This is a genomic window from Paenibacillus sp. FSL R10-2199, from assembly GCF_038000235.1.
GTDB lineage: Bacteria > Bacillota > Bacilli > Paenibacillales > Paenibacillaceae > Paenibacillus_AQ > Paenibacillus_AQ phytohabitans.
In genome coordinates this window covers 1,141,421-1,166,774 of record NZ_JBBOBO010000001.1, presented here as the reverse complement: position 1 = coordinate 1,166,774, position 25,354 = coordinate 1,141,421, and the positions used below count along the sequence as shown (strand labels likewise).

Genomic DNA, 25,354 nt, shown 5'->3' with positions numbered 1-25,354 from the left:
GGATCTCCTCTTCTTGCTCCCTGCTGATTTGCTCGATGGAAATTTTGATAGGATCACCTGCAATAGTTCAGATTCAATTCCCGTTGCCTGTTTCATTCTCATGATAAGGGAACGGTCTTACGGCTACAAGGGGAAGGATACACAAAAAGCTGTCCTCCGGTTTGACCGGTCGGACAGCTTGGTATGAAACGGGGACCTGCCAGGGATGTGAGGCCTGCCAGTTCCTTACTTTAGAGCATTCGCCTGCCTATCATGATACCGTCCTCTGGGTACGACCAGCGGAGAGCCCGAGACAGGGTCTGCGATTACCGTGCAATCCAGCCCGAAGATCTCTTTGACCCGCGTGCCTGTAATCACCTCTGCAGGCGTACCGGCAGCGACAAGCTTACCCGTGTGAAGCGCAAAAATATGGTCGGCATACCGCGCGGACAGGTTGATATCATGCAGCACCATTACAATTGTCGTTCCGTGCTTGCGGTTCAGGTCGGTGAGCAGATCGAGAATCTCAACCTGATAGGTAATATCCAGGAAGGTCGTCGGTTCATCGAGAAACAGGATGTCTGTCTGCTGGGCCAGCGCCATGGCGATCCAGACGCGCTGCTGCTGTCCGCCGGAGAGCTCATCAATATTATGATTGGCGAACTCGGTGATATTCATAATCTCCATCGCTTCGGCAACGGCCTCATAATCCTTCCTGGACCATCCGCCAAGCAGGGACTGATGCGGAAATCTGCCCCGTCCCACCAAGTCGGCGACAGAGATTCCTTCCGGAACAATCGGAGACTGCGGCAGGAGCCCAATTACGCGGGCCAATGGTTTGGCGGGCATTTTAGAGATCGGCTTGCCGTCGAGGGTAACCTTACCCGAGGCAGGCTTGATAAGTCTGGCCATTGTTTTGAGCAGCGTGGACTTGCCGCAGCCGTTCGAGCCGATAATCACACTTATTTTATGATCAGGAATCACCAGGTCTATACCGTGGATAACCGTCTTATTCTCATAGCCCGCTACGAGCTGCTCGGCCCCGAAATGATGTGCCTTGTTCATTATAACTCTCCCTTTCGATTCATCCGGATTAACAGGAAGATCAGATATGGCGCTCCGAGTAATCCGGTAATGATGCCTACAGGGAATCTATACTCAAAAGCAAATTGTCCGATCAGATCGGACGCCAGAACCAAATTAACTCCGACAAGACCCGCCGGAAGGATATTCGAGGAGCCTGTTCCAACCAGTCTCTTCGCGATCGGCCCCGACAGGAAGGAGACAAAGGCAATCGGTCCTGTTGTAGCCGTAGCAATCGCAACCATACAGACAGAACTGACAATCAGCGCAATTCTTGTCTTATCTGTGCTTATGCCGAGCGAGGTGGCCGATTGTTCTCCAAGCTCCAGTATACTCAGATGCTTGCCCAGCAGGATGATGATTGGCGTACAGACGATTACGATGATCACCAGCGGCGGAAGCTCGCGCATTTGCGAGCCGTTGAGACTGCCGGTCAGCCATCTGATGGCTGAGGGAACGTCTTTCTCGGAGCTAATCAGCAGCAGATAGGAGATTACAGCATCCAGCATAGCCTGCAAGCCGATCCCGATCAGGATCAGCCGCCCGATGGAGAAGGTCTTCCCTCTGGATAGTACATAAATCAGCAGCACCGTAGCCAGACCGGCAATTACCGAAGCAAGGGAGATAACCGCTCCGCTTGCCTGAACTATGACGATGCAGTACACCGCCGCCGCGCTTGAGCCGGACGTAATGCCAATCACATTCGGGTTCGCAAGCGGGTTACGCAGCATGGTCTGGAAGGTGTACCCGGCAATGCCAAAGGCAAATCCGGCGAACAGTCCCGCCAGCATCCGCGGCAGCCGGATAATATTCACCGCGAAAGAGACTCCCTTGAGCTCCTCTCCGGAGAGCGCCCGGATGACATCTGTCACCGGATAGATCGTGTTCCCGAGCAGAAGCATCGCGCAGCACAGAATAAGTGCAAGTACTGCGAGGAGGCTGGTCACCAGTATGCCCCGGCGGTGTCTGCGGCGTCTGCCTGCAATAATATATTCAATCGCCTGATTTGTCATAATGACCGCACTTTCGATTTCATCGCTAATAGAATTAGGATCGGTGCCCCTACAAACGCTGTAACTACACCGACTTCAAGCTCCCCGGGGCTTCCAATAAGCCTGCCGCCTACATCCGATATCGTCAGAATAATGGCTCCGGTAACCGCAGACATAGGGATAACGAAACGCAGGTCTGATCCAAGGATAAGACGTATGACGTGAGTTGATAACAAGCCGATGAAGCCGATCGGCCCGGCCAGTGCCGTAACGGCACCGCATAACAGAACACCTGCAAGCGCCGCAATGAGCCGCAGTGTGCCTGTCCGCACACCCAGACCCGTCGCCACATCATCGCCCAGTGCCAGCGCATTCAGGGCCGGGGCCGTAATGAACGCGATCAGCATACCTGCGAGCAGGAACGGGATAAATGTCGTAATGCTGCTCCAGGTTCCCGAGCCGACGCTCCCCACCTGCCAGAACCGGAACTGGTCCATAACATAAGAACGCGGAATCATGATGGCTGTGACCAGAGAAGATAAGGCAGCGCTTATGGCAGCACCCGCCAGAACGAGCTTAATGGGCGTGGCTCCGCCACGTCCCATTGAGCCGATTCCGAATACGAATACAGCAGTAATCGCAGCTCCGGCCAGAGCTAACCATATATATTGGTTCGCGGAGCTTATGTTCAAGAATGCAATTCCGCAAACCACAAACAAGGATGCCCCCGTGTTCACTCCCAGTATGCTCGGGTCGGCAATCGGATTGCGGGTAACCGCCTGCATCAGCGCTCCCGATACTCCGAGTGCCCCGCCGCACATTAAACTGAATACCGTCCGGGAAATCCGCTTGCGGACTACGTTTGCCCCATAGCTGTCCACCTCCGGATGAAATAAACCATCGATCAGTTCATTCCACCCCACGTGACGCGCTCCCAGTACAAGGGAGGCTATCACGCACAAGACAAGCAATACCAGGCAACTCATCAGGACCGGGGTAAAGTTCTTCGGGATATGCAATTTTAGCTGTTTATCGTCCGAAAGCGGTGAACTATTCATTTATTTTATCAATAGCTCCTCCAATTAAGGCAAGGTATTCATCAATCGTGTATGCAATGGACAGCGGGTTAGGCGTTCCGGCAGCTACCAGCGGTGTATCACTGTCGATGAAGGCAACCGAACCTCTTTCAATGGCAGGGATTTTGCCCAGCAGCGAATCTGCCTGAAGTGTCTTGAGCAATTCGTCATTCCCATATCCGACGATAAGATCAGCATCGTACAGGGCTTCCACATTCTCTGCGCTTAAGCTCAAAGAGTAGCTGGTAGGGTCCGTAATCTGGGAGGTAATGCTTTCCGGATAAACCATTCCCAGCTCATACAGGAACGAGACACGGGAATCCACAGGCGTATAAATATGCAGTTTGGACAGGTCCTCAGCGGAGAAGTTAACCCAAACCACTTTTTTACCGTTAATCTGCGGATATTTGCCCGCCTTTTCGTTAACCAGGGCTTCGGTGTCCTTGATCAGCTGCTCCCCTTCTGCCTTCATGCCCATCCCTTCTGCATTTAACAGGACCTGCTCGCGCCAGGTGGTTGCCCAAGGAGCCGTCGGATAAGCGACTACCGGAGCGATCTGGCTAAGCGTATCATAGTCTTCCTGTGTAATTCCGGAGTATGCGGCCAGAATGACATCCGGGTCTGCATCCGAGATGGCCTCGAAATCAAGACCGTCGGTATCCTGGAACACATTCGGATCGGTTACATTAAGCTCCTTCAGCTTATCTGCTGTCCAGGGCAACAGTCCGCTGTCATCCTGAACGCCGAAGTTCGCTGCCGAGAAGCCTACAGGTACAACGCCAAGCGCGAGAGCCACGTCATGGTTCGCCCATTGAATGGTCACTACGCGTTCAGGCTTGCTCTCAAGTACAGCTTCACCAAGCGCATGCTTGATGGTAATCGGATACTGCGTAGCATCCTGGGAGGCTGGTGCTTCTGTAGCAGCCGCTTCAGCAGATGCCGCAGCAGTTGCAGCCGGAGATGGTGAAGCGGCTGAATTAGACTCCTGATTCGAGCATCCAACCAGCGCTATAGTAAGTGCAAATGGAATTAATAATGTTTTCAAAGAGAACCTTCTTGTTGTGTTCATGCGTGTGGACCCTTCCTTATCTTATAATGTATTTTTGTTGTTCTGCTGCTGACTAAACGGCGGAGTGACCCCTCATCCCAAATAACATTGTGCAACTTTATACGATAATGAGAATCATTATCGATAAATATATAGTTGCCTGGACAGGTTGTCAATGTAAAAAATGGATTTCGCACGAAAAAAAACCGCAAGCGGGCACTGTTCAAGTGCTCCGTTTGCGGGGATTCTACGGTTAGGCTGAAGGGTTTATGGCCTCACCCTACATGCTTTTAGTTAGCGTGATGGATTTATCTCCACCCCATTGTACATCCCAGCCAAGCAGCTCCGTAATAAAGCGGAGAGGTACGACTGTTCTGTTGTCGTCGTTCACAAATACTTTGGCGCCAACAGATTGTCTCATCCCGTTGACCTCCATGAAGTCCTTGTTCATCCAGAATACCAGTGTGTCGCTGCCTGCCTTAATCGTGACCTGCTGCGCCCCTTTATCCCATTTCACTTCAGCCCCGATGCCTTCGCTCAGGTAACGAAGCGGAATGTAGGTCATGCCGCTCCAGATGAAGGGCTCTGTATCCATTTGCGTTACAGTGCCGTTAATGTTCAGCACGCCGCTGCCTACCTTCATCCAGACCTTGGTCATTGCTGCAGGATCTGTTGTAGCGGGTGTAGCTGCTTCCTGAAACTTGTCGTTAAACTGCGTTACAATCGCATTGCCCAGCGCTTGTCCGACACTGAACATGGTCTTGTAGCCCTCGCGGTTCGTCTGGTAAGAAGCGGTGTAGTCGCCCGCCGCATACTGCGTAAGCACCTGCTGTACCTGATTCTCATGGGTTGTCAGCGCGGCTTGGCCTGCAGCCTTAGGCAGGTTGCCTGCGGTTGCCGAATCAAGGAACGCGGCGAATTCAGTTGCGAATCCGGCGATACGCGTCTCTACCGCGGCTTTGGCTGCTGCATCCTTATTTTTGACTGCCGATACAAAATCAGCTTGGGCGTTGACATGGTTCGTTACCCAGATTTGCTCGAATGCCGCTGCACCCTCTGCCCCATAGATGGAGGCAATGGCTGCTTTGAAGTCAGTCGTGTTCATGGCTTCCGCGCGGATCAGCGCATCTGAAGCGGCCCTTCCCTCGTATTGCTCCTGCATTTGCAGAACTGACAGGGCGAAATGCTCGCCAGCCAATTGATTGAGTGCGGATCTCAGATCAGCTGCTTTGGTATCGGCTTTGGTGCTTTCGAATTTGGCAGGCATCTGGGTAACGATTGCGCTCGACAATGCCTTACTGATGCCGAACATTTCAGCGTAGCCTTTACGGTAGGCCTCATAGGCGCCCTGGTAATCGCCCGCTGCATAATCCTCGAATACCTCCTGGACATGATCCTCGTGACTGCGGATGACCTGCTTCGCTGCGGCTGCCGGAAGCTTGCCCTCTGTCGCCGTGCCGAGGAAATTGCCGAATTCGTCTACAAAGCCGCTTACTTTATCTTCTGCCGTTTGAATTGCGGCTGTATCCTTGTTCTTCGTTGCCTTCACAAGATCCTCTGTGTACTGATTATGGGCGCGGAAGATTCTTTCGAATTCAGCTGCGCCTGCATCGCCATACAGCGAAGCAATAGCCGGCTGCATATCGAGTGCGTTCTGATCAAGCGCCTTGTAGGCGGCCGCCGCATCCGGTGTTCCGTCATAGGCTTTGGTCATGGCCGTTACCGCCAGGGTGAAATGCTCGGAGAGCAAATAATCCAGTCCGGCTCTCAGTTCAGCTGCCGGTGTGTTGACCGATGCCTTCACTGCTGTAGCAGCCGGCGACGCTGCACCCGCCATTGTCGGCATCAGCAAGGTCATGCTTAACATGGGAACGATCCATTTCTTCATTGTCATCTCGCTTCACTCCTTAGGTTAGTGTTATGAGTGTTACGCGGACAGTTCAGGTATGGATCACCCATAGATCAAAAAAAATCCCCACACGCTAAATTTAGCAAGTGGGGAATTTTTTGAAAATAGGCATCATAGGCTGCTATGCCGGGATAGGAGATTAGGCCAAAAGCTGGCGTACACCTTCACTAAGCGGTGTAAGCGGACGGTTCAGCAGCTTCTCCAGGTCACCGCTCTCGATATTCAGTGCACCGTCGCGGATCGCGCCTTGGATGGCAACTACAATCGGCAGCGCAGCTTCCGGTACGCCTGCACCGGCCATGATCTTCGCATAAGTAGCGTCATCTACTTGCTGTACGTTAACCTCTTGCCCGAGCACCTCACCAATCACGGCTGCCAGTTCAGCCTGGGTGAGCGGCTTGCCGGACAATTCGTAAATGACATTCTCACGGCCTTCACCGGCCAGAACCGCAGCAGCCGCCTGGGCATAATCGCTGCGTGTGGCCCAGCCCACCTTGCCGTCTTCCGCGGAGGTCAACCAAGGTGCGCCGGCTTTCACGGCCTGAATGGAGCTGGCTTCATTCTCCAGATACCAGTTATTGCGCAGGAAGGCATAAGGAATGCCGGATTCACGGATGAACTCTTCGGTAGCACGGTGTACCGGTGCCAGGAACAGGGAGCTGTTATCGGCATCGCCTACGCTGGTATAGACGATGAAGCCTACACCCGCACGGACAGCGGCATCCACAGCGGCCTTATGCTGGCGGATACGTGTATCATTGTCACCGTCTGCCGAGACAATCAGCAGACGCTCTACTCCGGCAAAGGCTGCATCCAGCGTCTCCGGCTGATCAAAATCGCCATGACGGACATCGACTCCGCGTGCTTGCAGCTCAGCTGCCTTCTCCGGGTTTCTGACACTGGCTACAATATTCTCAGCCGGTACGGTCTTGAGTAAGGTCTCTGCTGCGATGGAACCAAATTGACCCGTTGCTCCTGTTAATGCGATTTTCATTTCAATTCCTCCATTATGAGTATCTTTTATTTGAATAGCAGTTGTTATTTCCCGTAAACATAGGTGATTCGCTCTCCTGTAACCATTGTAGTTACATGTTGACGGAATGTCAAATGGATTGTTTCATCAGCTGATGACAGGTATGGGATGCGCATAACGCTGAATGGTTAGCATTCCCTTATCATGCTATTCTTAATAGACAAATTCCCTTTCAGAAAGGTTCTGCATAATGGAGAAACAGAGAGAAAGCATCTATACACGTTATGTTCCGGGATTGACTCCGGAATCTGAATTCACCGGCGAGGCCTGCCAGCTCATCTTCCAATCCGGCAAGCTGCTTGTTACGGAGCCTTCCTCCCCTCCTGGCATCCCTATGGCCCGCTCCCTTGAAGAGCTGGCGGTTACGCCGCTGCGCATACTCTACCTAGGCACCTTCGCGGGTCTCCCCTGCTACGCCTCAGAGGTAAGCGCGGAAGCTCCCGAGCCGCCGGGCCTCGCTTTCCGTCCGCTGCGCTCCTTATATGAGGTGCTGGAGGAAGACCTGTTCCATCTTGCCGGGAAAGCGCTCCAGCTGCTGGTCTGGGACGGCAATCACCGGTTCTGCGGCCGTTGCGGAACCGAGACCGCCCACTCTCTGACGGAACGGTCCCGGATCTGCCCGCAGTGCGGGCTGGTTAGTTACCCGCAGCTTGCGCCTGCCGTCATTACAGCAATTCTGAAAGATAATCAGCTTCTGCTCGCCCATGCTCCGCATTTCCAGAACGGGATGTACGGGCTGATTGCCGGCTTTGTCGAGCCGGGTGAGACCCTGGAGGATTGTGTGCGGCGTGAGACTATGGAAGAGGTCGGCCTGAAGGTCAAGAATATAACCTATTTCGGCAGCCAGCAGTGGCCTTTTCCCAATTCCCTGATGGTCGGCTTCCTTGCAGAGTATGAGAGCGGGGAAATAACGGTCGACGGCGAAGAGCTTGATCATGCCGCATGGTTCCCTACAGATCAATTACCCGTTATTCCGCCGCCGGTCAGCATCGCCCGCAAAATCATCGACTGGGTCGTAGAGCAGCAATCTGAGTCAGGTGCAGCTGCGGACAAGGAAATTATAGACGGGACCCCATTCAGCCTACCGTCTTGAAATAGCGGTAAATCTGCTCCAGCTTACGGCTCTGCTTGCCCTTCGGACTCTCCATGCTGCCGAACTCGAAGAACTTCACCTTGCGGATGCCCACAAAATTAAATAGGGCTTTGCGCATCAGCGCCTTGTGGGAGTTATTCAGCCACAGCAGCGGATAGTGGGCCGGCCCCTTCATGCTGGAGATGCAGATAACGCGCTTCCCCTTGAGCAGCCCTTCCGGCAATAGTCCTCCCTTATCGCGGTACGCGAAGCCTGAAGCGAACATGCGGTCAATGTACCCCATCAGCATCGCCGGCGGTCTTCCCCACCAGATCGGATAGACCAGCACAATCTGATCGGCCCACAGCAGCTGTTCCCTGTATTCCTCAAGCTCCGGATCACGGTACATATCGCGTCTGCGCTTATTCTCATTAAACACCAGCACCGGATCAAATCCGGCCTCATACAAATCAAGCACTTTGACTTCGTTAATCTTCGTATTCTCCTTGCTGCCGCGCAGCACTTCCTGCAGAAAGGCATAGCTGAGACTGCGGTGGTTCGGATGTGTATAAATAACGAGTGTGTTCATCAGTGTATCCCCTTTAGTTATCATTTGATAACAAAAACATAGCATAGTTTTAATTTAGTTGTCAAATGATAATTGTTTTTTGATAATTAATTTGGTATGTTTTCCTCTGAGGTGATCTTATGGACAACAACCAGCTGTTCCAGAAATTCGTAGCCTTCAGTGCTGCCGTCCATCAAATAACAAACGATATTACCAAAGATGTGAAATCAGAGGCCTTAACGCCGCTGCAATATAAAATTCTCGAATACATCGCCGTCAGCCAGCCGGTAACACTCAGCGAGGTCAGTGACTGTATGCAGATGTCGATGCCCAATACGAGCCGTGAAGTGAAAAAGCTCAGCCAAAAGGGCGTCTGTACCCGGATCACCGACCCGGATGACCGCCGCAAGCAGGGTATTATGCTCTCTGCCGCAGGCGAAGCGCTGATGAACGAAGCCTTTCAGCAGATCGCCGTCCGGTTCGAGCAGCGTATTGCGGGTATAACGGCTGCAGAACGCAAAGAGATCGAGCAGGCGCTCGATCTCTTGCAGCAGAAAGTATTTTATTAAGCCTAGACTATCCTATCCCTATTACACCATTGGTTATTTCACAGCAACGCCCTTCGCCGGAATCTCGGCAGGGGCTTCCTTGCGTTTGATGAAGAAAGCCAGGATCAGCGCAGCTACTGCGGCTCCTGTCGTTACCATAGAAGCCACATTCATCCCGTGAATTAAGCTGTGGACATCTCCCGTTTGTTTCTGGCCGCCACCGCTATGGGTCATTATGGTGACAAGCAGCGCTGTTCCGATGGAACCGGCGACGGTCCGCAGCGTGGTATTCACGGGAATCCCATGCCGGATCAGGGCAGGCGGGAGGGAATTCATCCCGCTGGTGATGACCGGCAGCAAGGTCAGGCTGACGCCGACCATCCGCAGAGAGTAGCCGACCATCAGGAACGTATAGGTCGTATGCTCTGTCAGATTCGAGAACAGCAAGGCAGAGAGGACCGTCAAGCCGAGTCCGGTGATGACCATCGTCCGGGCACCTATTTTATCGAAAAGCCTGCCCGCTATGGGCGACATTATACAGATGAGAATCGCACCGGGGAGCAGCATGAGACCTGATTTGAGCGCGGTATAACCAAGCATGGTCTGCATGTAGATAGGCAGCAGCAATTGGGCGCTCAGCATGATAATCATCAGAATCATACTGATCACTGTAGCCATAGTAAAAGCAGGACTAGTAAATACCCGCAGCTCCAGCAGAGGATTCTCCATGGTCAATTGCCGCCAGACGAACAGGCCCAGCGCAATGAACCCGATCGCCAGGGAGATCAGCACCTCCGTGCTTCCCCAACCTCTGCTGCCGGAGACGCTGAATCCGTATAATACGCCGCCGAAGCCAAGCGAGGATAACGTCATGGATAACGCATCCACCTTGCTTTTCACCTGCGGGGTAACATTCTTAACGAGAAAGACTCCAATGACGGTGATTAGCAGCGAGTATGGAGCCAGAATATAGAACAGCAAACGCCAGGAATGATCCTCTACCAGCCACCCGTTCAATACAGGTCCGATGGCCGGGGCGAAATTAACTGCAAGCCCGATCATCCCCATCGTGAACCCCCGCTTGGCAACCGGGATCAGGATGAACGTTAACGTCTGCACCAGGGGAAGCATGATGCCCACTCCGACGGCCTGCACGATTCTTCCGGTGAGCAGCAGTCCGAAATTCGGCGAGACCGCACACAGGAGCGTTCCCGCAGTCAGCATACCCATGGCAAAGACGAAGACCTGCTTGGTTGTAAACCTCTGAATCAGAAAAGCCGTAATTGGAACCACAATGCCTGTAACCAGTGCAAAAGCCGTTGTCAGCCATTGGGCAGTACTCGTGGACACCTGGAAATCGCCCATAATGTTCGGCAGTGCTGTATTCAGTGAAGATTGATTCAGCAGCCCGAGCATAGTCCCGATAATTAGAATAGCCATGATTAGTACGGTTCCCTTTGGTATTTTCTCCATATTAATTCCCCTCCATTGATACGTATTGATAACCTTCTAAAAGTCCGCCTGATCTATGTCTGGTCGGCATAACGCCACCAGGCAAGAGTACCTATTACGCCAATGCCGCCGGTGAGATACGGAAGTATACGGCTAATCGCCTCCAGATGGGAGCTCTCCTCCCCCGAAGCGCCGCTGAACAATCCGGGAATGGCCCATGGAATATATTCCACAATGCCGAGCGCCCCGCCGAACTGGGCAACTACAATGGTCAGCAGAACCACACCTAGCGGAGTCATATAACCACGGCCGATACAAGCCATCCACGCCACAGGTATGCTCAGGCAGATCACCATGAGACTGACCTCCGCGTAATGTCCGAAGCCATGAAGAATGACCTCCAGGCTCCATCCATCCAAGCCGACAATCCTTGCTGTTAGGCAGCCGACGATGAACACCATTAGCGCCAGCCCCATGCTGAGGACAGCGGCAACAAGCAGCTTGGCGGCGGCCACCCCGTATCTGGACAGCGGCAGGGCCAGCAGATCCTTGAGCGTGCGGTCGGAATATTCCCGGCCGAAGATCCAGCTGAACACAAATCCGAATCCGATGAGGCCCCCCATAGAGATCACAATACCCAGCTCCTTCAGGAGTCCCGCCATATTGATCTCACCCTCGAAGCTGCTCTGGGAGCCAATCGTTCCCGAGAAGACCAGCCCGATCATGACCGGCACCATCATACTGGCGGCAAGCGAGATCCAGAACAGCCTGGAACGGCGAAGCTTCAGCACCTCTACCCCCAAGGCTGATATCCATTGATTCATCCTTTCTTTCCTCCTTCAGCCTCAATCATTCTTAGAAAATAAGCCTCCAAATCCTCTTCCTCCACCTGAATCAGCGTGGGCGGCATATCCGCATACACAAGCAGCTTGGAGATATGGTCCGGGTTCGCGATAGCACGTTCATCGGCAAGCAGCAGCGTTCCCTCTCCGGCTTCCTGCACAGCATATCCGGCCTGAATCAGCCTCTTCCGGGCACTGGCCGTGTCCCGGGTCTGCACAAGCAGGCGCTTGCGGAGCAGATGCTGCAGCTCCTTCACATCCGCCTCCTGCAGCAGCCGGCCCTGATGCACGATGCCAATCCGCGTCGTCAGCCTGGAGACCTCACCGAGAATATGGCTGGAGATAAAAATCGTTACGCCGTGCTGAAGTGCAAGCTCCCGGAGCAGCTCCCGCACCTCTACAATCCCGGCCGGATCAAGCCCGTTCGTTGGCTCATCCAGAATCAGCACCTGCGGATGATGCAGCATGGCCTTGGCGAGTCCCAGCCGCTGCCCGTTGCCGAGGGAGAGCGTCCCTGCCTTGCGGTCCCGGTAAGCGGTAAGCTGAAGCTTATCGATGATGCTGTCAATGGCCTTGCGGTCAGGAATACTCCGCAGCCTGCGGATAATCTCCAGATTCTCGCGGACGGTCAGCTCAGGGTAGGAGTAGGGCGTCTCGACCATGTACCCTACATTCGCCCACAGCTTATGGCTGCCCGCATCCACCCGCTGTCCGAATACATAGGAGGACCCCGAATCAGGGCGGATCATGCCCAGCAGCATGCGGATGGTTGTTGTTTTGCCTGCTCCGTTCAGTCCGAGGAATCCGTAGATTTCCCCCGGGTTCACCTCAATAGACAGCTGATTCACAGCATGATGGCTGCCGAAATGCTTGGTTAATCCTTCTGTCTGAATGATCGCGGTCATCATCATCACTCTCTTTCATTTTAAAACTAACTAGTTGTTTATAATTTGTCCAAAAAAACAGCCGCCTCTTACAGCAAAGACGGCTCCATAACGCCATGGATAATAAATTGCACGATCTGCCGGGTGGTCTCTTCTCTCATCTGCGGGGAATCGAGTGTCCCTAGCAAATGTTCAAACCGTGAAGACGACTGCAGGGTAGCTGTAGTCACATTCATAATCAGAATAGGAAACAACGCCGGGTCCAGATCCTGGCGAAGGATTCCGTTCTTCTGTGCGGCTAAGGCTAATTCATGCATTTGCGTAGCATCGTCCGGACGATAGGTGATCTGATTCCAGGTCTTCCAGTCTTCAGCGGCCTCCCAGAATAGAATTCTCAGGTAACTCCGGTGTTCCAGGAGGAATGATACCGTCTCCCGGGTCATAGATTCCAGGAAGCTCCTGAACGCCTCAGGGTCCGATGCAAGCTTCTCATTCTTCAATAATCCGCTAACGAACGTGCCTGTAATCTGTTCGCCAATCTGGTCCGCGCGTTTGACCACTTCTGTATATAGACCCAGTTTGTCGCCAAAATACTGATAAATCAGACTTTTATTGTACCCGGACGCCTTCGCAATGACATCAATCCTTGCCGCTGAATAGCCAAGTTCTGCAAAGATATTCTCGGCAGCATCAAGAATAATCCCTCTGGTTCGGGCAGCATCGTAGATTTTGGGGCTGCGTTTACTTTCTGCGGATGATATACTTGCCACCTCCGTTTATAACTAACTGGTTAGATTTTATGATGAATTCCTGCAGAAGTCAAGTGCAGCTCAATTAGGCCTGGCCCATTCCTCTTGGGTCGGCCTCCCCTTCCAACAATTGGCACAGAACCATTTCTTCCCGGCAACGTCCAATGTATAGAGTTAAATCTATCCATAAGGTGATGAATCCATGACAACAAGAAGAACTGCGCTGCTCTCCCTGCTCGGGCTGACCCTGTTAGCTCCAGCCTCTGTCCATGCAGAAGCAGCCACTACGATTAAGCCTATCTCCATCTATCTGGACGGGCAGCAGCTTCAGCCCGAAGCCCGGCCGCTGAATATCAGCGGTACTGTGCTCGTACCCATGCGTAACCTGTTTGAAGCCCAGGGCGCCGGGCTCTCCTGGAATAATACCAGCAAGACCGTGACGGCCACCAAAGGCGGCACTACCCTGACCTACACCCTTGGCTCAGCCACTGCCCGGCTGAACGGGCAACCGTTCACCCTGAGCGTACCGGGGCAGCTGTCGCAGGGCTACAGCATGATTCCTCTGCGCTTCGTCAGTGAGGCCCTGGGCAGCACCGTCACCTGGGAAGCATCCACAGGTTCCGTCTTAATCTCCTCAGCCGCAGCCTATAACACCTCGATTACATGGGGGGTTAATCTGCGCAGCTCCCCGGACTCGGACAGTGAAGCCAACACGCTTGCCCTGCTACCCGCAGGCAGCAAAATCAAGGTCATCCGCGAAGTGAATGCCCTCTGGCTGGAGGTGCGGACGGAAGATCATGTGACCGGATATCTGTCCTCCAAGCCGAAATATACGGATTACAGAAGTGCCTCTCTGCTGCAGAAGCAAGGGGACGCACTGATTGCCTACGGGAAGAAATATTTGAATGCGCCTTATGTATTCGGGGCTTCGCCGGATCAGACCGATACGTTCGACTGCTCGTCTTTTGTGAAACGGGTATTTGCGGACACGCTGTCGGTCGAGCTTCCCCGTGTGTCTTATGACCAGGCGCTGGAAGGCACTGAGGTGGGAGTGGACGAGCTGCGCACGGGAGATCTGCTGTTCTTCAGCGCCCGCGGGCTTGATATTGGACATGTGGCTATCTATGCCGGAAATAATCAGATGCTGCATACCTATTCCAAAGACCTCGGTGTACATATCGAGGCGTTCGGCAGCCAGTGGAAGAAACGTTTCGTTACCGCACGCAGAATTTTATAACATCAAGTACATTCTTACTCCTCTACCAAGGCAGGGCGCTGGAATCCATGCAATGCGTGACACGGTTCCGGCCCTGCTCTTTGGATAATCCATTATCAGCAAGAAATAAAAGGACCGGAATCTGCTGCCCGCTGGGGTTCAGATACCGGTTCTTCTGTTTTATGCTTTGCGGACAAACTCCGACTTCAGCTTCATCGCACCAAACCCGTCGATTTTGCAGTCGATATCATGGTCGCCTTCCACCAGCCGGATGTTCTTCACCTTAGTGCCTATCTTCAGAACGGATGAGCTGCCTTTTACCTTGAGGTCCTTAATCACCGTTACGGTGTCCCCGTCAGCCAGAACATTGCCGTTCGAATCCTTAACCACCTTCTGGTCCACGTTGCTTGCATTCTCTGTGTTCAAAGACCACTCATGTCCGCATTCCGGGCATACCAGAAGCGCTCCGTCCTCATAGGTGTACACGGAACTGCACTGCGGGCAGTTTGGTAATTCATTCATTATTTCTTTTCTCCATTTCTGCTTAAGCACTTTTTTTGGGATAATCCTGCTTAATTTTAGCATATAGCTTGCTAGCCAGCGACAATTATATTATCATCTAATTAGATATTCATCTAATAGAAAGCTGGTGGTTATCATCATCCAATTAGAAGAAGTTTCCGACCCCTTGTCTCCGGAAAGCCTTCAGATTCAAGCCTCAATCCTTAATTCCCAGCCTGCCTTCAACCTTATGGTGGAGCATAAAGCGTACCTCCATCCGCTGGAGATCCGCGAAGACAACAGGAAGAACCTCGAAATGGGAGAAAAGATGCTGTACATCAAGGCCCATAGCGGTTACGCCGGGCTAATTACCTACCTTCCCGATTACGGACAGGATCATCATCCATGGATCGGGCTTCTGGTTATTCACCAGCAGTATAGCCGGCAGGGTATCGGGAAGACTGCCGTCCATGAGCTGGAGCAGATGTTTAAGCAGCAAGGCTTGCACGCGGTCAGGCTGGCGGTTCAGCTGGAGAATAAGGCCGGGGAAGCATTCTGGACTGCGAACGGCTATGTCCGGATCAGAAGTGCCATGGATAACCACAATAATGAAGTGGATGTCTACGAGAAGCAGTTTAAGTAAAAAGCCGGTGTGGTAATAACTATGATCCAACTGATGCAGCTTGTCCGGGTACAAATGATCTTACGAGGAGTGAGTAGGGCATGAATACATCTGATCGGATCAGCCATCTTCCCGCAAGCGGGGACGAATATTCCAGCCTGGCCGCTGAGGCCGTAGACGCGATCGAGGATCTGTCCGGGGTTCATCCCGGATACCGCCGCGCGCATGCCAAGGGAATCTGCTGCCGTGCTTTCTTCCGGCCAAGCGGCCTGGGCATGGAATTCACCACCGCTGCACACCTACAGGAGCAGCAGGTGGACGCAGTGGTCCGTTTCTCGGGCAGCTCCACCGATCCGGCGCTGGCGGACCTTCTCTCGCCCGCCAAAGGAATGGCGGTCCAGTTTAGCCTGCCGGATGGAGGGATTACCAATCTGGTCGGAGTGACGATACCTGTCTTTTTTGCCCGCACCCCTGAGTCATTCATAGATATTGTCCGTACGGCCCACCGCGCACAGGCTGGCACACTCGGGACGCTGGAGCTGATCAAGGAGATCACGGTCCACTTCAGCGAGAGCAAGACGAGTCTGCTGGCCGTGAAACGGCTGAAGCCGCCTGCCAGCTACGCAGAGAGCCATTATTACTGCATTCATGCTTATTATTTGGTGAATGCAGAGGGAAGGCAGCAGCCCGTGCGGTTCGAGTGGATTCCCGAGACGGGAGTGCGTACATTATCAGCTGAGGATGCGGCGCAGCAGCCGGAGCATTATCTGGAGGATGAACTTGAGCTTCGCTTCAAGGATGAGTCGGCCATCTTCCAGCTTGTAGCTGTTCTCGGTGAAGAAGGGGACCCGACGGATGACCCTACCCGTGCCTGGCCTGAGGACCGCCGGAGAATCGATCTCGGCCGGCTGCATATCTCGGAGATCATTCCGGAACCGGAGGGGCTGGTAATGGACCCCACCGCCATCACGTCCGGGATACAGCTGTCGGACGATCCGATACTTAACTTCCGCAGCGCAGCCTATGCCGATTCTCATCATAGACGAAGTGAAGGAAGGTAATCCCGGCCGGAGCTGCGGCGGAGGATGCCCGGATACAAATTAAGCGCCAAAGGGACTTTTTGCTGCCCTTTGGCGCTTTTGATTCAATCGCTAGGCCTGGTTGGGTAATGGATAATAATCCAGACACACAGAGAGGAGTGCAGTATGCAGCAGGCTATGATTATCATCAACCCCGCGTCCGGCAAAGCAGACGCGCGGGACTATATCCGCAGTGCGGAAGAGATTCTGCAAAGCACAGGATATCAGGTTACCATCCATGAAACCGCCGGGGAGGGGGATGCCACTGCGTTCTGCGTGCAGGCATGCAGCGGGGGCTATGATCTGGTGGTGGCCATCGGCGGAGACGGCACCCTTCACGAGACCATGAACGGGCTTGCCGATCAGGAGCACCGCCCTACGCTGGGGATTGTGCCCATGGGAACGGTGAATGACTTCGCCCGTGCCCTGCAGATTCCGCTAAGTCCTGCGGATGCCATCCGGACGCTCTCTTCCTCCCGTACGCAAAGAGTCGACATGGGCCGGCTGAACAACCGGCTGTTCGTAAATGTGGTTGCTGCGGGCTCACTGGCCGGCTCACTCTCTTCTGTTACCACCGAAGACAAAACCCGGCTGGGTTTCCTGGCTTATCTGAAAGAAGGCATTAAGGAGCTGGCCAGCAACAGCGCACACGCTCTGACCATTACGCATGACGGGGAGATCTGGGAAGGCTCTTCGCCGCTGTTTATCGCGGCGCTTACGAATTCAGTAGGCGGCTTCGAGAAGCTTGCGCCCGGTGCTGCTGTAGATGACGGGCTGCTTCACTGCTTCATCGTCAAGGATCTTAATCTGCTGAACACCGTTACAGTCAGCATCTCTTTGCTGCTCGGCAACCTGAGAAATCATAAAGATGTTATCTACTTCACGGCCAGAGAAGTCGCGGTGCACTCTCCCGAGCCGGTGAAGACCAATGTCGATGGTGAAGAAGGCCCGCCGCTCCCAATCCGGCTAAGCACGATTCCGCGTCACATCCGGGTTATTGTTCCGGAGCAGTGACTGTCCAGCCGGTTATGAATGGCTACTCCCGTGCAGATCGCTGAAATCCTCATTCAGCGTCCACTCCAGACGCCGAACCCACTCACGCTGCACCTCTTTGGGAGCAATCCGCAGCCGGTGCAGCACATTCCATACTTTATATAGGCTGGATGCCTTCAACTGCTGCGGTGTGAACGACAGCGGATTCCCGGACAGGTAGCCCCGGATGAAGGCTGCATTCAGCTTCTGGGCTTGCCCGGGGTAATGCAGCTTCGTGAACCAGCAGACCCAGGCCACGTCATTAAGCGGACCGCCCCATTCTGCCCATTCCCAGTCCAGCACATGAAGTGTACCTTCCGGTTCACAAAGTATATTATGTACCCCGTAATCCCCATGCGTCAGAACCCAAGGCTGGTCCTGGGCATCGGCAGCCGACAGGAGCTGGAGCGAATCCCTGCTCAGGGGACTCGGTACGAATTCTAACCTCTTAATCATCTGACTAAGTGCGGACCTGTTGCTGAGGCGCAGACCTTGCTCCAGCAGTTGATACGGCTGCGAATGAATCTGGGAAGCCAGCAGCTGGCCCATTCTGCTGTATATTTGTTCCGCTCTTGCCCAGTCTCCTGCATCGAGGACGGATTGTGCACTTACGCCCGGCATGCAGTCCATCACGAGTATCCGCATCCCGTCCATCTCTGACACCTCATGTATGGCGGGTGTATCACAGCTTCCCTGCACCAGCTTCATTGCCTGGATCTCATTGAGCGTGTCTTCGTTGGACAGATTCGTTACTTTGGCTACAAGCGGAGGCTCCGCCCCCGCCATCAGATAGGCGAAATTTGTATACCCTCCTGTAAGCCGCTCCAACCGGCAGGCATATCTTATTTCCAGCGCTCTGATGATATTAGCATTCATGATATGAAATCCCTCTCTTTTTCCTTCAGTAGACAATAATCCAAGAATATCACATGCTCCAGTTTATTACAGATTAAGGCTTTCTGCACAAGCAGCCCGGCGGTCAACTTCAGGTATCAAGCTTCAGGGGAAATTGTGTGCAACATATACATTCTTATATTTGCAGCATAAACAGACCCGCAAGTAACTTTACGGGTCTGTTCGGGATGCTTCTTATCGTTCCGGCAGTATTTACGCAGATAGGTTACTGCCGAAGCGTGATGTATAGCTTGTGTAACACAACCATTTGGCCGATATGGTAGGCATTATGCGTAGCCGCATTGCTGATGATTTCCCACCAGGCAGCCGGTTCAGGGAATCCTTCCACCTGCCCCTCCAGTCCCTCTTCGGACAACAGGGTCTGCCATTGCAGCAAGACCTGCAGCAGGCTTCCCCGCAGCTCGCTGAATGCAGTACCCTCCGGAACCACAAAGCTGCGGTTGTTATCACCAACCGGAGGGACAGCATCCACCCGCCCCGCCCGGTACCTGCTCTGCCAGGTCTCATTCCAGTACAGCAAATGCCCGGTGAGTTCAGCAATACTGTTCAAGCCCGCTCCGGGCTTCCAGAAAGCTTCTTCCTCTGTAACCGCCTCTACCGCCTGAATGAACGGAAGATGCCAGCTGGGGTCATTGGCATTCGCCAATAATTGATTGGCAAGCACATCCTTGGCATGAACCATACTTCCACTCTCCTTTTCTTACTGAAAATACCACAATCCGGACATCCTAAGCCAGGCAGGGTTCAACTATAATTAAAGTCCTCTTCCCTTAACGGGAACGAGGACTTTCTCTACATCCCAGAAGGATGATAATCGCTTAACTTACCGTAATAAACCAGCTCCAGCCGGTCGCTCTGCCGGAAATCATCCGGGGTCACGAGTGCAGGCAGCTTATTCCACAGCTTAATCCCTGAGCGCTCCAGAATCTCGGCAACAAACTGCGAGCAGAAGTAGGAGTTGCTGAATTCAACCGGCTCCTTCAGCGCTATGCCGATGACGCCGAGAATATTATAGAGATACTTCTGGCGGCTGCGGATGAAGACATGCAGAACCCGCTTCATTTTCTCCACCTCACGGTCTGTAACCTGAAGCCTGTAGATGACGCATGTTGTACCCGGATACTTGCTGTATGTACCTGTACGGATATCCTCCTTCACGAACCCGCCGTTCAGCGGATTGGCCGGATGCTTCCGCCCGAAGCTGTACAGCTCTGACAGCTCCCGGTTAAACGAGATGGAGGCATGATTATACGGAGCCTTGGTGTAGCCCTGGATCAGCTTCGTAAAAAGCGTACCTGTATTGGTGAGCAGAATATAGACCGAAGAATCAGCTGACATTACAATTTTCCCCTTATAGTCTGGTATATAGGCCTTATGTGGCAGTGATCCGGTAACTCGCCAGAATCCTGCACATAATACAACATTTCCCTCATTAAATCGGCTCAAATTCAAAATTGTTGTACAAAAGGCAGCATTTCGCCTCTTCCAAGCGGCTTAGCGGGACTTATTCTTGTATTTCATACAACAATTCTCCCGTACACCCGGCTATTAATGATTCTGAGTTGTAGAACGTACAACATTCATGCCTGCAGTGCCTACTAAGAAGGCTACAGACTGCCGGAAACGAATCAGATCAAGTGTAAGCTTCAAAATAAGCTGGACACTCTGTTTATTCTAACATAAAATTCCTTTATTGAAATTCCACCCATAGATAAGTTGGTGATTGCTGATGAACCGCTCGTTATTTACGCTCGTACTTATTTTCGCAGCTTTATCGGTTATACACTTATTGTATCTTGCTGTCAGCAGACTGCAGAAGGACAAGGATTATACCGGAATCGGCTTCCGGATCAAAACCTGGTGGGGCATGCTGTTCATCTTCTGCCTGGCTACCCTGTCCAATTCCGTCGTTTCCCTGCTGTCCCTGATGGTACTGGCCTTCTTCGCGCTCAAAGAATATTTCTCCATGATCCGGACAAGAAAAGCGGACCGCAGGCTGTTCCTCTGGGCGTACCTGTCCATTCCGCTGCAATTCTACTGGGTCTATATCGAGTGGTACGGGATGTTCATTGTCTTCATTCCGGTCTATGTGTTCCTGCTGCTGCCGCTGCCCAGGCTGATTAACAAAGGAACGCTGGGCTTCCTGCGCAGTGTCAGCGCCACCCAGTGGGGGCTGATGCTGATGGTCTTCGGGCTGAGCCACCTGGCCTACTTCCAGTTTGCGTCGCCGGAATATGGGGCCGGTCTTGTCCTGTTTCTGGTCGTGCTGACCCAGCTTAATGATGCCGTTCACTATCTGGCCTCGATCTATTTCGGCAAACACAAAATCGTTCCTACCTCCAACCCCTACCTGACCTGGGAAGGATTCGCCTGCGCGTTCGTTGTGACTACAGCGGTCTCCTATCTGATCTATCCGCACCTCACACCGCTGAACCCGGCCTTCGGGTATCTCTCCGGTATGCTGATCAGCCTCAGCGGCTTCTTCGGCAGCCTGACCGTATCTGTGCTCAAGCGCGATCTGCTGATCGGCGATGATGATAAATTCGCTGCGCTGAAGAAAAGCTACCTCAGCCGCATCGACAGCCTTACCTATACAGCACCCGTGTTCTTCCATGTGATCCGTTACTTCTTCGACTTCATGTAGCCGCCCTGAAACACAGAAACAGAGACTATCCGCTAATGGATAGTCTCTGTTGTGCTGTCAGGCTACAAATGCTCAGCCTGCTTATTTAGTGCTGGCCGCTGCATCCGCTGGCTTGGTGGTGCCCGCATCGGCAGGCTTGGTAGTTCCTGCGTCTACTGGCTTCGTGGTGCCTGCATCCGCTGGCTTGGTAGTCCCTGCGTCTGCTGGCTTCGTGGTGCCCGCATCGGCTGGCTTGGTGGTGCCGGCGTCAGCTGGCGGTGTGCCGCCTTGGCCGCCTTGACCGTTGCCTCTGCCGCCTCCACCACCGAATCCGCCTCCGCCGCCAGGGCCGCCCATGCCGCTTGGGGCAGTGGTTATACCGGATTCATTGACCCAGGTTACACTGCCGGTGGTATCAAAGGTCACGAATTCGTTGCCTCCGCTGTACTCGCCATCCGTATACAATCCGTCTACGGCTGTTCCGGTAGAGCTGCCTCCGGTATAGACAGTGTATGAGCCTTCTTTCAGCTCAGGGGAGCTCACAACTACCGTCTGGAAGCTCTTCGATGGAGTAAAGGTCAGGATGGTAGTTCCGTCAGCGTCTTCCAGGTGAACCATTGTACCCGCTTGCTGGGTTTCCGAGAAGGTCATGCCTAACGAATACTGGCTGGATTCTTCACCAGGAGCCTGTGCCATACCGGAAGCGCCTGCTGCCACCAGATATCCGCCCGTCATGTTGAAGGTTCCGTCATAATCCAGTGCGCCGTTGCCCGAGTTCTCAGGTCCATTCACAATTGCGGTTCCGCCGGTCATCGTGATTGACCCGTTGGAATCCAGGCCGTCGCCTGCTGCATCCACGGTCAGGGTTCCGCCGCTGATGGTCAGCAGGTTGCTTCCGGTTCCGGCAGTGAATTGATCTTGTGCCTGCGTTCCCCCAGCAGCCGCATTATCATCGTTGCCGCCGGCCACATTCACGCCGTCATCCGTCGCGACTACATGAATCTCACCGCCGGATACGGTAATGTTCCCTCCTTCAATCCCTTCATAGCTCTTCGTAATGTTGATCGTTCCGCCGGACAGGGAGGTCAGGGAATCCGCATGGATTCCGTCATCGCCTGCGGCAATTTCGAATTGTCCGTCCGTGATGGAGACATTGCTGTTGCTGTGCACTGCATCATCTGCGGAATCAATCTTGAAGCTTCCTCCGTTCACGGTGAGGTCTCCGCCTGCTTTCAGCCCCTTGGCGCTGGTCGATTCAGTCTCCGTGGTGGTAGCGGCATCGGTGCTGGCAGCTGCAGCCTGGTCTGTTGTTGCCGCTGCATCCATCGCAGGCGGAGTTCCTCCTGCTGCTGCCTGATCCCCGGAAGTCTCTGCTCCCGGACGTTGGCCGCCGAAGCCACCGCCGCCCATGCCCATTCCGCCTTCACCAGCCTTCACTTCCGCATTTACACTGCCGCCGCCGGTTACCAGGGTGTAGGTTCCGCCGTCAATTACAGCCGCCGTCTCGGCCTGAATGCCGTCATTGCCTGCGGTAATATCAAAGGTTCCTGATGCAATCGCGATGAAGCCTTTGTCCGCTTCTTCGTCGTTGGTCGATTTAATGCCATCGCCCTCTGCGTTGATCGTAATCGTACCGTCTTGTACGGCGATCAGGTCTTTGCCGACGATGCCATCATCTGCTGCCTTCACTTCAATCGTGCCGGACATGATCTTCAGATCGTCTTTGCTTGAAATACCATCGTTGTAATTACCGGTTACCGTCAGCTTGCCGGTACCGTTAATGGTCAGATCAGCTTTACTGAAGATGGCCGCGCCTGGTTCATCGGTAGCCGCATCTGCGAACACATAAGCCGCTCCGTCAGTCACGCTATTCTCTGTGCCTTCCTGCAGGGTAATCACTACTTTACCCGCTTCCTTAATATAGATGGGTGCACTGTCGCTCTCCGTCAGCTGTGCACCGTTCATTATCAGCCGTACGGTTCCCTTCGCCTGCTCGTCTACAATAATCTGTCCGTCACTGAGCGTGCCGCTGAGTACATAAGTCCCTGCTTCCGTAATCGTTACTGTTCCGCCTGCAGCTGTGGCACCGGCGCCGTCGACAGCAGCGCTCGTTCCGGCCAGTGTAACCGCGGTCGAATCCGCCTCCGTCCAGGCCGTCTCAGCATCGTCTTCATCAAAAGCTACCAGATCCGTCAGCTTCACACTTGCCAGCTGCACTGCGGCAGACGTACTGCTCTGCTCAGCCGTTACTGCAGTACCTGCGTTGTTACTTGCAGTATTTTGCGTAGCGGCGTTTGTGCTGCAAGCCGACATGACTGCGGCGCATAACAGTACCAGTCCTATTTTACTGCCTAAGATTAAGTTCTTCATCTGTCATCGTTCCCTTCTAGTCCAGCATTAATAGTCATTCATGACAGGAGCCATGGTCAGTGAGAGGTCAAGGTTACCGTTGCGTGTGCGGATAGCATCTAGCAGTTCCTTCTGGCTGGTGTGCTCATCAATCGTTACGGCATAGACCAGTTCATACAGGCTGCCTAGTTCGGTGGTTCTGATTTTCTTAAGCTCGTAAGCCACACCAAACTTGTTGAAGACTTCCGCGAAAGCTTCCTCATACCCCAGATTCTCGGGAATGGTCACTTTCAGTGTCTTTTGCATCGACTTTCTGAGGCCAAAGCCTGTGCGGTTCAGCACGACCATCAGGATACAGAGAATAATGGTGAAGAGTACCGCATATCCGAATGATCCAACCCCGCAGGCCAGGCCGGAGGCCATAGTGAACAGGACGAAGGTGATATCCTTCGGATCGCCGGGTGCGCTTCTGAACCGGATGATAGAGAAGGCGCCGGCAAGGCTGAAGGCCCGGGCCACGTTGCTGCCGATGAGCAGAATGATGATGGCCACAATGACCGGCAGCAGGACCATCGTAAGCGTGAAGCTCTGCGAATATCCGGCAGGGTTCGTCTTCATGTAGGTGAAGCTGATAAGTCCGCCAAGTACAATCGAGATCAATATGGTTAGAATTGCATTAGTGAAGGTTAGCTCCGTAGTGGTCAGGGCTGCGGAAAAAATCGAATCAAGCATATAGGGCACTCTCTCTTTCTGCTTTGCTGTTCTTCAGCATTTTTTTATATTCGTTGCCGTATTTGGAGAAGCTGGTGCGGTACATCTGGTGCTCCGAGAGCATTTTGGCCAGCCAGACCGGAATCGTCTTCTCGGCCTTCACTTCCATCAGCCATTGGCCCGGCTCCAGCAGCTCTTCGCCGTATACGCCGTGCTCCATCTTCAGATCGTACCGCCGGCAGCGGATGTTCGTATCGAAGGTGATGCGCAGGTCGCGGTTGTTTTTGCAGAACATCGCCTTGCGGTCATAGGACAGGTACAGCTTCGGCTGCAGGTCATAGCGGGTCAGCATGTACTTGATTTCTTCAATCACCTGCTTGTTCATGTAGCTCTTGAATTCAGGCTCGATCCCGCTGGCGACAAACTCATAGGCTTCATTCAGCTTGAGCGGGGTTCTTCTCTTGTTCACCAGGCCGAACACCTTTTTCTTAATTTCCAGATAGACCTTGGTCTCGCCGTTAGGAATGCCATATGCTCTGATGCGAAGCTTCTCCTTATATTTCGGCTTGGCCAGGCTGCTGCGGATCAGGGAATCATGGGGTGTGTCATAATATAGATTGGTGATGGAGTAGTACTCATGCTGTTTGTTGTACTCATCGGGTTCCATGTATTCGAGCAGTTCGTTATAGAGCTTCATGTAGGATTCAGTGCCAAGCAGATATTTGTTCTCGTAACGGTTGAACACTTCGATCGCCATATGGGTTCAGATCCTTTCGGGTTGTGTAATGGAGACTGCCTTTATCTGCACTTTCGTGTGTGCCTCGCTTGCTTATGAATGTATCTTAGCCCCCGAACCTTTAATGAATCTTAAATGGTTTTACACTGCGCTGACTTTTTAACACAGGGATAACACTTCCGGATGTATCTTCTATATAAGTGCCCTGGAACGATTGGAATTTCATCCGATGATTTCGCCCTGAATACCTCCGGAAGCACCTGAACAGCAGTACAGTTAAGGTTGATTAAAGGTAATCTTGCTATAATGGCTTCAGCAGCAAGTACATTACTTAT

Annotated in this window: 25 protein-coding genes; 7 read left to right on the top strand and 18 right to left on the bottom strand. The window is 53.2% G+C overall.

All coding sequences use genetic code 11. The features are described 5' to 3' along the window. Positions 1-225: 225 nt before the first annotated feature. The 6 genes from NYE33_RS05215 to NYE33_RS05190 form a co-directional block, all read right to left on the bottom strand. The gene (locus NYE33_RS05215; RefSeq protein ID WP_336102729.1) at positions 226-1,044 is read right to left on the bottom strand and encodes an ABC transporter ATP-binding protein; all 819 of its coding nucleotides are present in this window, start codon (positions 1,042-1,044) and stop codon (positions 226-228) included. Beyond that, on the bottom strand, positions 1,044-2,075 hold the full coding sequence (locus tag NYE33_RS05210; protein ID WP_341064979.1) for a FecCD family ABC transporter permease: 1,032 nt from the start codon (positions 2,073-2,075) through the stop codon (positions 1,044-1,046). The genes NYE33_RS05215 and NYE33_RS05210 overlap by 1 nt, the downstream gene beginning before the upstream one ends. Next, on the bottom strand, positions 2,072-3,112 hold the full coding sequence (locus tag NYE33_RS05205) for a FecCD family ABC transporter permease (protein ID WP_042140445.1): 1,041 nt from the start codon (positions 3,110-3,112) through the stop codon (positions 2,072-2,074). The genes NYE33_RS05210 and NYE33_RS05205 overlap by 4 nt, the downstream gene beginning before the upstream one ends. Then, positions 3,105-4,199: an iron-siderophore ABC transporter substrate-binding protein gene (locus tag NYE33_RS05200; RefSeq protein ID WP_042140446.1), complete on the bottom strand. Its 1,095-nt coding sequence runs from the start codon at positions 4,197-4,199 to the stop codon at positions 3,105-3,107. Before NYE33_RS05200 ends, NYE33_RS05205 begins: the two co-directional genes overlap by 8 nt. 259 nt (positions 4,200-4,458) lie before the next feature. Beyond that, positions 4,459-6,072, bottom strand: a complete 1,614-nt coding sequence (locus NYE33_RS05195; RefSeq protein ID WP_341064978.1) for a copper amine oxidase N-terminal domain-containing protein — start codon at positions 6,070-6,072, stop codon at positions 4,459-4,461. 154 nt (positions 6,073-6,226) lie between these two features. Further along, on the bottom strand, positions 6,227-7,081 hold the full coding sequence (locus NYE33_RS05190) for an SDR family oxidoreductase (RefSeq protein ID WP_042140448.1): 855 nt from the start codon (positions 7,079-7,081) through the stop codon (positions 6,227-6,229). Between the two features lie 229 nt (positions 7,082-7,310). On the opposite strand from NYE33_RS05190, the gene nudC reads away from it, so the two are divergent. Further along, positions 7,311-8,213 (top strand): NAD(+) diphosphatase, encoded by a 903-nt coding sequence (gene nudC / locus NYE33_RS05185; RefSeq protein WP_340948630.1) that lies wholly within the window; start codon positions 7,311-7,313, stop codon positions 8,211-8,213. On the opposite strand, the gene NYE33_RS05180 is transcribed toward nudC, so the two are convergent. After that, the gene (locus tag NYE33_RS05180) at positions 8,197-8,781 is read right to left on the bottom strand and encodes an NAD(P)H-dependent oxidoreductase (RefSeq protein WP_076243645.1); all 585 of its coding nucleotides are present in this window, start codon (positions 8,779-8,781) and stop codon (positions 8,197-8,199) included. The two genes, nudC and NYE33_RS05180, sit on opposite strands and share 17 nt — an antisense overlap. A 119-nt stretch (positions 8,782-8,900) precedes the next feature. Here NYE33_RS05180 and NYE33_RS05175 point away from each other — a divergent pair, with 119 nt between their 5' ends. Beyond that, entirely contained in the window at positions 8,901-9,329 is a 429-nt protein-coding gene (locus tag NYE33_RS05175) for a MarR family winged helix-turn-helix transcriptional regulator (protein ID WP_042140450.1), read from the top strand. Positions 9,330-9,362: 33 nt separating this feature from the next. Here the strand turns inward: NYE33_RS05175 and NYE33_RS05170 are convergent, their stop codons facing one another. The 4 genes from NYE33_RS05170 to NYE33_RS05155 all read right to left on the bottom strand — a co-directional run bounded on the left by NYE33_RS05170 (position 9,363) and on the right by NYE33_RS05155 (position 13,256). Next, positions 9,363-10,781, bottom strand: a complete 1,419-nt coding sequence (locus tag NYE33_RS05170) for a DHA2 family efflux MFS transporter permease subunit (RefSeq protein WP_341064976.1) — start codon at positions 10,779-10,781, stop codon at positions 9,363-9,365. 53 nt (positions 10,782-10,834) lie between these two features. After that, positions 10,835-11,584: an ABC transporter permease gene (locus NYE33_RS05165; protein ID WP_341064974.1), complete on the bottom strand. Its 750-nt coding sequence runs from the start codon at positions 11,582-11,584 to the stop codon at positions 10,835-10,837. Continuing rightward, positions 11,581-12,513 carry an ABC transporter ATP-binding protein gene (locus tag NYE33_RS05160; RefSeq protein ID WP_341068596.1) on the bottom strand — a complete coding sequence of 311 codons (933 nt, stop codon included), beginning with the start codon at positions 12,511-12,513 and terminating at the stop codon, positions 11,581-11,583. Before NYE33_RS05160 ends, NYE33_RS05165 begins: the two co-directional genes overlap by 4 nt. 62 nt (positions 12,514-12,575) lie before the next feature. Next, entirely contained in the window at positions 12,576-13,256 is a 681-nt protein-coding gene (locus NYE33_RS05155) for a TetR/AcrR family transcriptional regulator (RefSeq protein WP_341064973.1), read from the bottom strand. 181 nt (positions 13,257-13,437) lie between these two features. Between NYE33_RS05155 and NYE33_RS05150 the strand changes: the two genes are divergently transcribed. Further along, positions 13,438-14,472, top strand: coding sequence for a C40 family peptidase (locus tag NYE33_RS05150; protein WP_340948624.1), 1,035 nt, complete (start codon positions 13,438-13,440; stop codon positions 14,470-14,472). Between the two features lie 159 nt (positions 14,473-14,631). Here NYE33_RS05150 and NYE33_RS05145 read toward each other — a convergent pair whose 3' ends face one another. After that, the gene (locus tag NYE33_RS05145; RefSeq protein WP_042140457.1) at positions 14,632-14,973 is read right to left on the bottom strand and encodes a zinc ribbon domain-containing protein YjdM; all 342 of its coding nucleotides are present in this window, start codon (positions 14,971-14,973) and stop codon (positions 14,632-14,634) included. Between the two features lie 166 nt (positions 14,974-15,139). On the opposite strand from NYE33_RS05145, the gene NYE33_RS05140 reads away from it, so the two are divergent. The 3 genes from NYE33_RS05140 (at position 15,140) to NYE33_RS05130 (ending at position 17,667) form a co-directional block, all read left to right on the top strand. Next, positions 15,140-15,595: a GNAT family N-acetyltransferase gene (locus NYE33_RS05140; protein ID WP_341064970.1), complete on the top strand. Its 456-nt coding sequence runs from the start codon at positions 15,140-15,142 to the stop codon at positions 15,593-15,595. 80 nt (positions 15,596-15,675) lie between these two features. Then, a complete protein-coding gene (locus tag NYE33_RS05135) occupies positions 15,676-16,635 on the top strand; it encodes a catalase family peroxidase (RefSeq protein ID WP_341064968.1) in 960 nt (319 codons plus the stop codon). Between the two features lie 144 nt (positions 16,636-16,779). Continuing rightward, the gene (locus tag NYE33_RS05130; protein ID WP_341064967.1) at positions 16,780-17,667 is read left to right on the top strand and encodes a diacylglycerol/lipid kinase family protein; all 888 of its coding nucleotides are present in this window, start codon (positions 16,780-16,782) and stop codon (positions 17,665-17,667) included. Between the two features lie 12 nt (positions 17,668-17,679). On the opposite strand, the gene NYE33_RS05125 is transcribed toward NYE33_RS05130, so the two are convergent. From NYE33_RS05125 to NYE33_RS05115, 3 genes are all read right to left on the bottom strand, one after another. Continuing rightward, positions 17,680-18,561 (bottom strand): phosphotransferase family protein, encoded by an 882-nt coding sequence (locus tag NYE33_RS05125; RefSeq protein WP_042140461.1) that lies wholly within the window; start codon positions 18,559-18,561, stop codon positions 17,680-17,682. Positions 18,562-18,805: 244 nt separating this feature from the next. After that, complete coding sequence (locus tag NYE33_RS05120; protein WP_042140462.1) at positions 18,806-19,282, bottom strand: DinB family protein; 477 nt, start codon at positions 19,280-19,282, stop codon at positions 18,806-18,808. 110 nt (positions 19,283-19,392) lie between these two features. Then, positions 19,393-19,938: a hypothetical protein gene (locus tag NYE33_RS05115; protein ID WP_039295040.1), complete on the bottom strand. Its 546-nt coding sequence runs from the start codon at positions 19,936-19,938 to the stop codon at positions 19,393-19,395. Positions 19,939-20,329: 391 nt separating this feature from the next. Between NYE33_RS05115 and NYE33_RS05110 the strand changes: the two genes are divergently transcribed. After that, positions 20,330-21,244 (top strand): phosphatidate cytidylyltransferase, encoded by a 915-nt coding sequence (locus tag NYE33_RS05110; protein ID WP_042140464.1) that lies wholly within the window; start codon positions 20,330-20,332, stop codon positions 21,242-21,244. A gap of 81 nt (positions 21,245-21,325) precedes the next feature. Here NYE33_RS05110 and NYE33_RS05105 read toward each other — a convergent pair whose 3' ends face one another. From NYE33_RS05105 to NYE33_RS05095, 3 genes are read right to left on the bottom strand one after another with little or no spacing between them, the layout of a single operon-like run. After that, a complete protein-coding gene (locus tag NYE33_RS05105) occupies positions 21,326-23,593 on the bottom strand; it encodes a carbohydrate-binding domain-containing protein (RefSeq protein ID WP_341064964.1) in 2,268 nt (755 codons plus the stop codon). A gap of 27 nt (positions 23,594-23,620) precedes the next feature. Beyond that, entirely contained in the window at positions 23,621-24,304 is a 684-nt protein-coding gene (locus NYE33_RS05100; protein WP_042140465.1) for a DUF4956 domain-containing protein, read from the bottom strand. Continuing rightward, a complete protein-coding gene (locus NYE33_RS05095; RefSeq protein WP_076243652.1) occupies positions 24,297-25,040 on the bottom strand; it encodes a polyphosphate polymerase domain-containing protein in 744 nt (247 codons plus the stop codon). The genes NYE33_RS05100 and NYE33_RS05095 overlap by 8 nt, the downstream gene beginning before the upstream one ends. Between the last annotated feature and the right edge of the window lie 314 nt (positions 25,041-25,354).